Origin of the sequence: Hungatella sp. SB206 (assembly GCF_051132295.1) — a bacterium.
Classification (GTDB): Bacteria; Bacillota; Clostridia; order Lachnospirales; family Lachnospiraceae; genus Hungatella; species Hungatella effluvii.
Genome location: NZ_CP096603.1, coordinates 5,492,845 through 5,505,082, shown reverse-complemented (window position 1 = coordinate 5,505,082; position 12,238 = coordinate 5,492,845). Strand labels below are relative to the sequence as shown.

At 51.3% G+C, this 12,238-nt stretch carries 9 protein-coding genes and 1 pseudogene; all 10 read left to right on the top strand.

Features of this window, described 5'->3' with window-relative positions:
* The first annotated feature begins 13 nt into the window (after positions 1 to 13).
* The 10 genes and pseudogenes from M1L66_RS24400 (at position 14) to M1L66_RS24355 (ending at position 12,224) form a co-directional block, all read left to right on the top strand.
* Entirely contained in the window at positions 14 to 1,090 is a 1,077-nt protein-coding gene (locus M1L66_RS24400) for an SIS domain-containing protein (protein ID WP_320928677.1), read from the top strand.
* A gap of 9 nt (positions 1,091 to 1,099) precedes the next feature.
* Positions 1,100 to 2,050, top strand: a complete 951-nt coding sequence (locus tag M1L66_RS24395; protein WP_002602589.1) for a BadF/BadG/BcrA/BcrD ATPase family protein — start codon at positions 1,100 to 1,102, stop codon at positions 2,048 to 2,050.
* 9 nt (positions 2,051 to 2,059) lie between these two features.
* Complete coding sequence (locus M1L66_RS24390) at positions 2,060 to 3,259, top strand: MFS transporter (protein ID WP_434688664.1); 1,200 nt, start codon at positions 2,060 to 2,062, stop codon at positions 3,257 to 3,259.
* Positions 3,260 to 3,512: 253 nt separating this feature from the next.
* Positions 3,513 to 4,940, top strand: coding sequence for a deoxyguanosinetriphosphate triphosphohydrolase (locus M1L66_RS24385; protein ID WP_187024077.1), 1,428 nt, complete (start codon positions 3,513 to 3,515; stop codon positions 4,938 to 4,940).
* A 189-nt stretch (positions 4,941 to 5,129) separates the two neighbouring features.
* A pseudogene (locus M1L66_RS24380) lies at positions 5,130 to 5,525 on the top strand (GNAT family N-acetyltransferase).
* A gap of 13 nt (positions 5,526 to 5,538) precedes the next feature.
* On the top strand, positions 5,539 to 6,660 hold the full coding sequence (locus M1L66_RS24375) for a hypothetical protein (RefSeq protein WP_187024078.1): 1,122 nt from the start codon (positions 5,539 to 5,541) through the stop codon (positions 6,658 to 6,660).
* Between the two features lie 431 nt (positions 6,661 to 7,091).
* Positions 7,092 to 8,837, top strand: a complete 1,746-nt coding sequence (gene rsgA, locus M1L66_RS24370; RefSeq protein WP_434688663.1) for a ribosome small subunit-dependent GTPase A — start codon at positions 7,092 to 7,094, stop codon at positions 8,835 to 8,837.
* Between the two features lie 155 nt (positions 8,838 to 8,992).
* Entirely contained in the window at positions 8,993 to 9,847 is an 855-nt protein-coding gene (locus M1L66_RS24365; RefSeq protein WP_172683608.1) for a MerR family transcriptional regulator, read from the top strand.
* A 157-nt stretch (positions 9,848 to 10,004) separates the two neighbouring features.
* Entirely contained in the window at positions 10,005 to 11,045 is a 1,041-nt protein-coding gene (locus M1L66_RS24360) for an NAD(P)H-dependent amine dehydrogenase family protein (protein ID WP_029466830.1), read from the top strand.
* 183 nt (positions 11,046 to 11,228) lie between these two features.
* Entirely contained in the window at positions 11,229 to 12,224 is a 996-nt protein-coding gene (locus tag M1L66_RS24355) for a DMT family transporter (RefSeq protein WP_187024080.1), read from the top strand.
* Positions 12,225 to 12,238: the final 14 nt, after the last annotated feature.

Here is a 12,238-nt window from a genome sequence, read left to right as displayed (position 1 = left end):
GGAGAAACCCATTATGGAGAGCAATGCGCATATTGTAGAATACTGGAAGACACAGCCGGAGGTCCTGGAGGCGTGTTTAAAGAACAGCCTGCCGCTTACGGAGAACTTCGTAAAGCTGTATAAGGAGGTCAGCCCGACCCACTTATATCTGGTGGGAAGCGGCACTTCCTTAAATGCGGAGGAAACGGCAGTCTCCTTTATGAAAGAGATGCTGGATATCGATGTGATTTCCATGCCGTCTTCCTACGTACATAATATCCGCGGAGAACGGCCGCTGCTGGTGTTTCTGTCTCAGGGCGGTTCCTCGACCAACACCTTAAAGGCGATGGAGGAGATGGCGGCATATCCGTATATTACGGTTACGGGGGAAGAGACGTGTGAGATCGCGGCGCGAAGCCCTCACCACATGATTATCGGATGCGGGGAAGAGCCGGTAGGACCGAAGACCGTGGGCTATACGGCGTCGGTCATGATCCTGTACTTGATGGCCATGGAGGCGGCGAGGGCCGTCGGGATCATCGGGGAAGAGAGATACGCTGCTGTCCGCGCCGGACTTTTAGCAGGGATATCCCATATGCGGTATAATATGGAGGCCATTTCCGGATGGGCGGCCGATCATAAGGAGAAGCTTAAGGAGATTGAAAAATACATCTTTATCGGCCATGGAACGGGAGCGGCCGCATTAAAGGAAGGCTGCTTAAAGGTTCTGGAAACCATTAAATATCCCGCATTCAGCTATGAGTTTGAGGAGTATTTACACGGCCCGATCCTCGCGGTGGACGATCACACGGGAGCATTTCTCTTTCTCTCAGGAAAGCTGGGAGAACGGGAGCGTTTCAAGCGGCTGGCAGAGTGTCAGAGCAAGTACTCCGAATACACCTTCCTGATTACCGACGAGGAGGGGGATTCAGACGAAAAGACGTTAAGGATCAGAAAGACGGGAGCCATGTATACGGAAGTCTTCGAAATCGTGGTGATTCCCCAGTACCTTGCCGCTGTGGTCCAGGGATATCTAGGCATCGTGGATGGGTCGCCCCTGTACGACGAGTATACAGCGCTCTGTCCAACAAAATACAGGAATGGTAAATAAGGTGACGATATGGATTACGTATTAGGAATTGACTCTGGGGGAACAAAATTTCTCGTGAAAGCGGTGGGAATGGACGGAAAGGAACTGGCGGAGTACGAAGGGCATCCGGCGGGGCTGTACCGTTTTTCCAGAAATGAGGCGGTTCGCACCATTCAGGACAATTTGGAATGGTGCATCGGTCAGGCCGGGCTGGCGAAAGCGGACTGCCGGGCGATCGTCTGCGGGACCACCGGCATTGACAGCGAAGAGGACCGGCAGGAGGTGGAGGAGATCTACCGGCTGCTTCCGGGATTTTCCTGTCCAGCCCTGTGTGTCAATGATGCCGAGGTGGCCCTCTATGCGGTGACCGGAGGAACGGGCGTCGTAGTGATCTCAGGAACCGGCTCCATCGCATTTGGGCGAAATGGCGGCGGCAGGACGGAGCGCAGCGGCGGATGGCCTCCCTGCATCTTCGGGGACGAGGGCTCCGGCGCATGGCTGAATCTGAAAGCGCTGGAGTACATGAGCCGCGTCCTGGATGGGAGGAAAGAGCGAACGCTGCTCTACGACCTGTTGAATCAGGAGCTTGGAATCAGCGGGCCCAAGGATTTAATCCGCATCTGCCAGAGAATCGAACGGGAGAACACCGGCTTTTTAAAACTGGGACCGGTCGTGATGAAGGCACTGCGGGAAGGCGATGAAAATGCCGGGGAAATCACCCGCACCGAGGCGGAGCTGACCTTTGAACTGGCGGATTCGGTGGTGCAGAAGCTTGAAATCTGGCGGGAACCGGAGTTCACAGTCGGAGCATGGGGGAGCGCTATCGTGAAAAATCCGTATCATTTTGAACTCTTTAAGGAACGGTTTCTGGAGAAATACTCTAATGTGACGGTGACTGTGGCGGTTCGGGACGCGGCATACGGGGCATGCAGGATCGCCCTTGATATTCTGGGCGGTGAAACCGGAATCTACCGGTTTTAGGAGGCGGCTATGAAGAAGAATCCATGGTTTCGTTTTCTGATCCTCCAGTGCTGCGCCGTGACCGTCAGCGTGTCCCAGCTAAAGGTCTCGGCAGTTATGGAGCAGGTGGCCCAGGGCTTTTCCATCTCCATGGGCGCTGCCGCCGGACTGATGTCATTTTTCACGGTCGCCGGCATCGTGCTGGCGATACCCGGAGCGGCTCTGATGGAGCGGATGGGAGCAAATCGTCTCCTGCTCCTTTTAATGGCCTGTCTGTTTGCCGGAAATGCAGTGGGGGCCGTGGCTGGGGCCTATCCCCTGCTGATGGCCGGAAGGCTGCTGGAAGGTGTGGCTTACGCCATGATTATCATGGTTGGCATCGATCTGATCAACACCTGGTTTCCCCACGGCGGCGCAGGAACCGCCACGGGAATTTTCAATACGTTTGCAGCAGTAGGTAATTTTATCACACTGAACGGCGCTCTGATAGTAGTTAAGAGATGGAATGTAAGGACGCTGTGGTGGATCGGCGCGGCGCTGGCGGCTGTGGATCTTATTCTGGTTTTGGCGTTTATGACTCCGGAGGAAAAGCCAATTCCGGACCGAAGCAGGAACCGGGAGAACGACGGTAATACGGCCGTGCCTTCCACGGGAGCTATGGTGCGTGAAGCGTTTCGGGACAAGCGTCTCATGAGCCTGGGTGCGGCTCAGATGCTTATGGCGTTTATCCTGTTTGGATTTATCACCTGTTATCCGCTGCTTTTTACCGGCTACTACCATCTGGCGCCGGAGAAGGCCAACTTCTATTCCAGCCTGAATGGCCTGTTTGGCATTCCGGCCTGTATCGTATGCGGAATTCTGGCGGAAAAGACCGGAAATCCCTGCCGTGCGGCCATGGTTGGAGCCGTGGGAACCGTTATTGCCGGACTCACCATGCTGATCCTGACACCCGGAACGTACGTGGTTCATGTGCTGGCCAGCGCTGTATTCCCGGGCGGACTTGTGATGACCTCCATCTTCTGCATGGTGCCCGCCATCGCAAAGCGAAAGGAGTCAGTTGGCTACTATATGGCGGTTGTAAACCTGCTGTACTACACGGGGGTGTTCTTTGCAACGCCGGTCATGGTGAAACTCATGGAAATATCATGGCCGGCGGCAGCCGGAACCGTTGCGGTCATGGCGGCGGCATCGCTCGTTTTTTTATTTCATAGTAAGGTACAGCCTGCGTAATAAAAATACTCCGGGGGAGGCGCACTCCGCGCTGTGCGGCGGAAGAAAGGGCGGCAGGAAAATCCTGAAATAGAGTTGACAGCTGATTCTGTATACGATTATAATAAGTGCAGAAAAAGGTTCATTTCGGAAACGTGAAATGAAGTTGGAAATTGTAACAGTTCAGACGGCGGATGTCTGAACTGTTACGGAAAATCAACAAAAATAGTCACTGAGCCTGCCGGCGGGTGGCTATTTTTTTAGGAGGTATACCATGGAATGGAGCACACTGTTATGTGAGGACAGAATCAGGAGCCTGGTGAAGAGACCGACGGGAACGGATTTAAGGACGGAGTTTGAAAAGGATTACCACCGTATCATTGGAAGCGCGTCATTTCGTCGCCTGCAGGATAAGACGCAGGTATTTCCGCTGGACCGCAGCGACTTTATCAGGACCAGACTGACACATTCGCTGGAGGTATCGTCATTTGCAAAGTCTTTGGGGCAGAACATATCCGCCAGCATCCGGACCGTGATTAAGGACGAGTCCTTTCTGCCGGAGCACGCACTGGCCATGTGCGATATTTTACAGTGTGCCGGGCTGATTCACGATATTGGAAATCCGCCTTTCGGTCACTTTGGAGAGACCGCCATTCAGGATTGGTTTAAGAGGAGACTTCCCGAGCTGCGCTTTCAGAGGAGCGGAGAGAGGGAGGCGCGGCCGCTTGATGAGGTGCTGAACCGCCAGATGGTGGAAGATTTCTATCATTTTGAGGGAAATACCCAGGCGCTCCGGGTGGTGACCAAGCTGCATTTCCTGGTGGACGAGCACGGCATGAATTTAACGAAGGCGCTTCTGGCTTCTATCATTAAGTATCCGGGATCGTCTCTGGAGGTGGATAAGCACAGCGGAAACATCAAGACGAAGAAGATGGGGTATTTCTATGCTGACCGGGAGGCATTTGACGATATTCAGGCTTCCTGCGGGACGAACGGGGCCAGACATCCGCTGGCATTTATTCTGGAGGCGGCCGACGATATCGCCTATGCCACCGCGGATATTGAGGATGCGGTGAAGAAGAACTGCCTGACCTTCGAGCAGCTGGTCCGGGAGCTGACGGAGTATAAAAAAGAGTGTCAGAATGAACGGTACCGCGATATGGTGTCATGGCTGACGGACAAATACAACCGTGCCGTGAGTAAGGGCTACAGCCGCCCGGATTTATATGCGGTCCAGAACTGGGTGGTCACCATGCAGGGGCAGATGATCGGCGGGGCCACGGAAGGCTTTACCAACAATTATCAAGAGATTATGGCGGGAACGTATAAGAAGGAGCTGACCGCGGGTACGGATGCGCAGCTTCTCATGGAGGCGCTGGGAGAGATCGCCTACCGGTATGCGTTCGTGTCCAAACCGATCCTGAAGCTGGAAATTGCGGCGGAGACTATTTTCAATTTCCTCCTGGATAAGTTCGTGGATGCAGTGCTTTATTTTGATACGGGAAGAAAGCAGAGCGCGGTACAGGAGAAACTGGTCTCGCTCATTTCCGATAATTACAAGAAGCTGTATTTTATCTGTTCGAAAGGGAAGAGCGAGGAGGAGAAGCTGTATCTGAGACTTCTGCTGGTTACCGATTATGTGTGCGGGATGACGGACAGTTATGCGAAGGACTTGTATCAGGAGTTGAATGGGATTGCCTGAGTATTTGATGGGAGCAGAACGGCAAATCGGGAAACCATATCAAAAAACATCACCGTTGAGAATTTGAAATTATAGAGCTTTTGCTTGAGAATGGAGCCAATCCAAATCGAAAAACAGGAAGAATGGCTTAATCAAAACTTTTGGGGAGTATCAAATAAAGTTCATTTCTTTCAGGAAAACATGTATATAATGGATTATAGAATTAGACCAATATTAGAGGGAGAAGATAGCTTGCTTGAAGATTTTTTATACGAAGCTGTCTTTGTGCCAGAGGGAATGTCTGCACCTCCCAAATCAATTATCAATCAGCCGGAATTGCAGATATATATAACTGATTTTGGAAAGAAAAAAGACGATATAGGTTTGGTTGCGGAAGTTGATAAAAAGGCTGTCGGCGCCGTCTGAGGATTTGGAATAGGTACTGCTTTGATGAAAGAAATGCTTCGTATTCTGAAAGACAGAGGGTATAAACAAGCGTCACTTGCTGTACAAAAAGCAAACTATGCTGTAAGAATGTATCAAAAAACAGGATTTGAAATTGTAGATCAAAACGAAGAAGAATATATTATGCTTTGCCGTTTGTGATGAAAGGAAACCCATGATGAACCTGTCCAAATCAATTGACTTCCTTCTTGAAAATGCCGGAGCGGTCATCCAGTACCGGCTGCGCAAGGAGATTTTATGTGGTTTAACTGCGGCGGAAGAAGAAAAACTGCTGGGGCAAATTTATCAGACATCGCATTTCAGGCTCGTGCAGGGCTATGCCAAACCGGACGGCTATATTGGAAGCGGTATGCACAGCTGGGATAACTGGCGCGGTGTTACGCTGCACGAAACGCCTTTGCAGGACGGCGAAGCAGCGGCGCGTCTTCTGTCTTATTACGCGGTTCCCAAAGACCACCCGCTTGTTAAAAACTTTGTCGCCGCCATGCGCGACGAGGACACTTTAAGAGAGGAGTTTTCCTATATCCCGCCGGAAGTCCACCGTTATGAAACCCGCTTTGACGGACTGAACAGCGGCTTTTGTCTGATGACATTGATTTTTGCCATGCAAGCCATGCTGGGATACGGTGACGACGAATACGTTAAGCCGTTTCAAAACACCTCGCTCGAAGCTTTTAAGAGAATACTGCCGCTCTCATCCATCAATGACATTACGAAAACGCGCAAAAGCAAGGCGAAATACAATTATCCGTATATTGAGGCTGATACCTGTTATCCGTGCCAGTATCACCTGGAAACTTTGGCATATACAAGCGCGTGGCGAACGCCGGAAAACAGAAAGCTGATGGCTGACGCGTTAAACCACTATAATGATATTACACAGGGGGTAAACCCGATACACGTTAAAATCGGGAACCGATATTACGTACCGTTTCCACTCCAAATGGAGAACAGCCCAATCAGACCGTTCCGCACGGATTTGATCGATACGATCACATATCGCCGTTTACTAACGGAAATCGCCATGCTCGGCGTGGGTGAAAGCGTCGGTGTGCTCTGTGAAACCGCAGTCAATATTGAGGAGGCGATGAGCCATGACGGAATACTGCGGATGCGGCTAGATTTGCCGCACAACAAGCGGTATTCGCCAAAAAGTATAGATTATCCGACGCCATATACCGATGTGCGGCTGGAGCCGGACTATAGACGCAAGTATGCACTTGAATGTGACTTGACGTTTTGGGCAGTACAGTTTTTACATTTGATGAACATTTGATGCACATCAAAAAAGTCCTTGCTTTTTCCCATTATATCATGTATGATAAAAAAATAATTCTTATGAAAGAAGATTAGAAGGAGTGTAGTGTATGTTATCGGTAGAAAAGGCAGCTTTCCTCTAAAACAGAATACTGCGGAGCGCAGCAGGAAACCGGAGAGAATACCGGTGTCTTTGTGGCGTGATCCACTACCTTTCGTGAATACTGTCGCGCTGTGCGCTTTGCAGGACACGTCTGGCGTGTCTTTTTTTGTACCCATTTTTAAACGGGCGGCATGACAGAATAATCCCGCGGAGACAGACTGGAAGGTTTGTTTCCGCGGGATTTTTGCGTCTGTTTTGAGGAAAGTTATGAGCATCAGAAGGAGAAAAAACAATGAGAGAGAATGGATTTTTTTATGAGAAACGAAGTAATACGGAGGCTGACAGAAATGAATATAGAAAAATATGGATACCAGAAAGCGGATACGATTGACTGCGGGACAGGAATTCCCGCCAGAGTGACGGCAGTTCACCGCTCCCATTTTGAAATCGTCTGTGACAGGGGAACGGGACTGGCTCGTTTAAAGACGGGAGAATACTACGGCGGTAATGAGAATGTCCCCGCCGCAGGGGATTTTGTGCTCGTAAACTGGCAGGAGGGCAGTGAAAGTCTGATATTAAAGACGCTTCCGCGAAAGACGTATTTTGCGCGTCTGGATCCGTCCTCGTCGGGATACGGGGAACAGGCCGTTGCAGCGAACTTTGATTATGTCTTTATCATGCAGGCTTTGGACCGGGATTTTAATCCGCGAAGGCTGGAGCGGTATTTGACACTGGCGTGGCAGTCGGGAGCGTCCCCTGCGGTGATTCTCACGAAGGCGGACGAAGTAAAAGACCCCGCTGCCCATGTACTTGCGGCTGAAAAAATAGCAGCCGGTGTCGATGTATATGCGGTCAGTGCGAAAACCGGCCAGGGGATTTCCGAACTTTCAAAATATATGAAGCCGGGCCGGACCACAGTCTTCCTTGGTTCCTCCGGGGTGGGAAAGTCGACGCTGGTCAATGCTCTTGCCGGAGAATCGATTATGGAGACGGGAGCGATCCGGGAAAAAGACGGGCGCGGCAGACATACGACCAGCCGCCGGCAGCTGGTCCTTTTAAAGAATGGAGCTATGATTATTGATACACCGGGGATGCGGGAACTTGGCATGTGGGATGTCAGCGAAGGGCTGGAGCAGAGCTTCGCCGATGTGGAACAGTATCTCGGGCGATGCAGATTCAATGACTGCCGCCATCAAAGGGAACCGGGCTGTGCTGTCAAGGCGGCCATCCAAAGCGGCGAGCTTCCTGCAAAACGGTGGGAAAGCTATTTGAAGCTGCTTACGGAAGCGAGGTTTGCCGACGATAAGGCCGGCTATCTGAAGGAAAAACGCCAGTGGCACAAGAGCATCTCGAAAATGCAGAAGTCAGGAAGAAACGCAGATTACAGAATCGAACCGTGCACGGAGACATTTACCTGCCGGGCCTGCGGAAGGCTGATCGCGCCGGAAGACGCGGGAAGCAGCCACCGCAACCACTGTCCGCACTGCCTGACCAGCATTCATGCCGATAACCTGCCGGGAGACAGGGCGTCGCTCTGTAAGGGAATGATGGAGCCAGTCAGTGTGTGGGTGAAAAAGAACGGCGAATGGGCGGTCATTCACAAATGCAAATCCTGCGGAACCCTAAGCTCGAACCGTATAGCCGCGGATGATAACATGTATCTGCTGATGGAGATTGCAATGAAGCCATTGCATGCGCCGCTCTGCCGGCCGGGCGAGGCGGAAGAAGAGGGAACGAGACGCGCAGAATCGGCAGCAAAGGCAAACAGCCGCTGTCAGGTATGCGGCTCCCCAGTGAACCTGGACGGAGAAAAACGCAGGCATTGTCCTGACTGCCTGTCCGGCGTTCACACCGATGAGGACCGGCAGGGAGATGGGACATCGCTATGCAGAGGTGTTCTGGAGCCAGTCGGTGTGTGGGCGAGAGAGGAGGGACAGTGGGAGATCATTCACCGCTGCCGATCCTGTGGAACCTTATCATCTGATCCGGTGGCCGCCGCCGATAACACAACGCTGCTCCTGTCCATCGCAATGCGGCCGCTGGCGTCGCCGCCGTTTCCTTTATGGCAGCTGAGAAAAGAACCGGCGGACTGACCGGAGGCTGAACTGTTACTAGGATTCCGATCCATGCAGATATAGATATGATTGAGATTGTCAGGAAAATATCAAAAACATTATTGCAGGTATAAGGTTTATTTTGTATAATAAAGATAGATTATGGCATAATTTTTAAATAAGGATTGTGAAAAATGATAAAACTGACAAATCTGGATGTGAAAAAAATGACGATTGGCCAGATGGCCAGAATGAACCATATTTCGGAGCAGACGCTGCGGCTTTACGACCGGGAGGGCCTGCTTTCCCCTCTGGGACGGGACGAAAAAAACGGCTACCGCTATTATGACATCCGCCAGAGCGCCCAGCTGGATATGATCCAGTATATGAAGGCTCTGGGGATGCCGCTGAAGGAAATCCGGGTCCATATGAAAAAATGGGACACCGGGCGATTAAAACAGCTGCTGGTGGAAAACAGGGATGCCATCGACCGCAGAATCGAGGAGCTGAATTTACAGAAAAGGGCGATCGAGCGGACTCTGGACAGTTACGAGCGGTATGAGGCGGCTCCGCCGGACGGTTCGATCGTGCTGGAATATATTCCAAAGCGCCAGATGTACGTAAAAAACACGAATGTGAACTTTTATGACTATGAAATTGACGAGTATGAGCGGATTCTTCGGGATTTGAAAGAGGATATGGCTGCACACGCCATCTCGCCGTTCTTCTTCGCCAACGCGGGTACCATCCTGCGGAGAGAAAATTTCATGAAGCGGCGTCTCTATTCCGCGGAGGTATTCGTGTTTGTAGACCGGGAGTACGTGGACGAGGAACTCATAACGGTGATCCCGCCCAGCCCCTATCTCTGCATCTACTGTGACCGGTTTGAGAAGGAAAAGGAGTACATCGACCGGCTGCTGGCGGAGATCGAAGAGAAGCATTATACCGTGACTGGAGACTATATCTGCGAGGTGATTGTGGAAATGCCTCTGGATTACACGGAGCGCGGGATGTTTCTGCGCCTCCAGGTGCCCATCCGTATGGGGTAAGACCGCGGAAACTGCGCATGAATCCGGCATTTCAGCCAGATCCGATTTGGTGATACTGCTCAATTGACCTGATACCGTATATAAGCTTTATAATAAAAACAGCAAATGGGGCATGGCCCTGAAACTGTCGACTTTTTATAAGAAAGGAAGCGTTTTTATGATGAATTATGAGAAGATTCGTGTAGTACAGTATGGCTGCGGCAAGATGGCAAAATACATCCTGCGTTATTTATACGAGAAGGGCGCGGAAATCGTAGGTGCTATCGACGTGAATCCGGCAGTAGTTGGAATGGATGTCGGCGAATTCGCAGAACTGGGATTTAAGATTGGTGTGACAATCAGAGACGATGCGGATGCGGTTTTAGACGAGTGCGACGCTGATATCGCGGTAGTGACGCTTTTCAGTTTCATGGATGACTGTTATTCTCATTTTGAAAAGTGTGTTTCCAGAGGCATTAACGTTGTGACTACGTGTGAAGAAGCGATCTATCCGTGGACAACCGCTTCCTCCATTACCAATAAACTGGACCTGCTTGCAAAAGAAAACGGCTGCACCATCGTAGGTGCCGGTATGCAGGATATTTACTGGATCAACATGATCGGCTGTGTAGCAGGCGGCGTGCACCGCATCGATAAGATCGAGGGCGCGGTAAGCTATAACGTAGAAGATTACGGTCTGGCCCTGGCGGAAGCTCACGGAGCAGGACTCACACCGGAAGAGTTTGAAGCCCAGATCGCACACCCGACGACTCTGGAACCGGCTTACGTATGGAACTCCAACGAGGCGCTGTGCAACAAGATGGGCTGGACCATCAAATCCCAGAGCCAGAAATGTGTACCGTATTTCTATGATACCGACCTTTATTCCGCAACACTTGGAAAGACGATTCCGAAGGGCAACTGCATCGGCATGAGCGCAGTCGTTACCACGGAAACCTTCCAGGGACCGGTGATCGAGACACAGTGTATCGGCAAGGTTTACGGACCAGATGACGGAGATATGTGTGACTGGAAGATCATCGGTGAGCCGGATACCACATTCTATGTAACAAAACCGGCAACTGTGGAGCATACGTGTGCAACTGTGGTCAACAGAATTCCTACTATATTAAATGCACCGGCTGGATATGTAACGGTGGAGAAGCTGGAAGAATTACGGTATCTTTCCTATCCGATGCAGATGTATCTTGATAATTAACATAGAAACCGTTTGCAGGTGTGGGGCTGAAATCTATTATTGATTTCAGCCCCTTTTATGTGAGCAGAAAAGCCACGGATTTGTTGACGGCAGACCAGCGAAAGACCATACAATACTTGACGAAATCATGAATTCCGTTTAAGGTAGTAAGAAGCATACGGTTTGATACAAAGGAGAATAAAAATGAAGTTTTTAGAGAAGCATCCCATGATTATGATTGTGATCGGCATCATCGGCATATCCCTGTCGGCGATCTTTGTAAAATATTCGGAGGCACCGTCGGTGGTGACAGCGGCTTACCGGCTGCTCTGGACGGTGGTGCTTATGACACCGGTGGTATTGGGAAAGAAGGAGATCAGGCGGGAACTGGCGGGATCGGATAAGAAGACGGTGGCACTCTGCGCGGTCAGCGGTATTTTCCTGGCACTGCATTTTACATCCTGGTTCGAGTCGTTAAACCAGACGTCGGTAGCCAGTTCCACGGCGATCGTCTGCACCGAGGTCATATGGGTGGCACTCGGCTTCTGCGTGTTCTTAAAAGGCCGGCTTTCAAAGACCGCGGTGGGAAGTATTGCGGTTACGGTAGCGGGAAGCCTGCTCATTGCACTGTCTGATTATTCCGCAGGCGGAAATCATTTGGCCGGCGACGGGCTGGCTCTGGCGGCGGCCGTGTTCTCCGCTGTCTATACACTGATCGGCAGAGAGGCGAGAAAGCATATGTCTACGACCGTTTATACGTATATTGTATACGTGTTCTGTGCGCTGGCGCTCTGCATTTCCACGGCGGTCAGCGGCCTTTCCTTTACGGGTTACGGCGCGGCTTCCGTGGTGGTGGGACTTTTACTGGCGGTATTTTCCACGCTTCTTGGGCACAGTATTTTCAGCTGGTGTCTAAAATTCCTGTCCCCGTCCTTCGTATCAGCCTCCAAGCTGTGTGAACCGGTGGTGGCGGCCGTATTTGCAGCGATTTTATTTGCCGAGATTCCGGCGATTCTGGCTGTGGCAGGCGGATTCGTGACGATTGGCGGTGTGCTGCTTTATTCCCGCGAGCAACGAGCCCAACGGACACGCTGGCGCCTCCATTTGGCGACTGCCGCGAGGGTCAAAAACCCCGCCGCTTGCGGCGGAGTTTTTGACTCGAGAGTTGAATCGCACAGTGAAGCACAGGAGAAAAGGTGATATGTGACTTTATC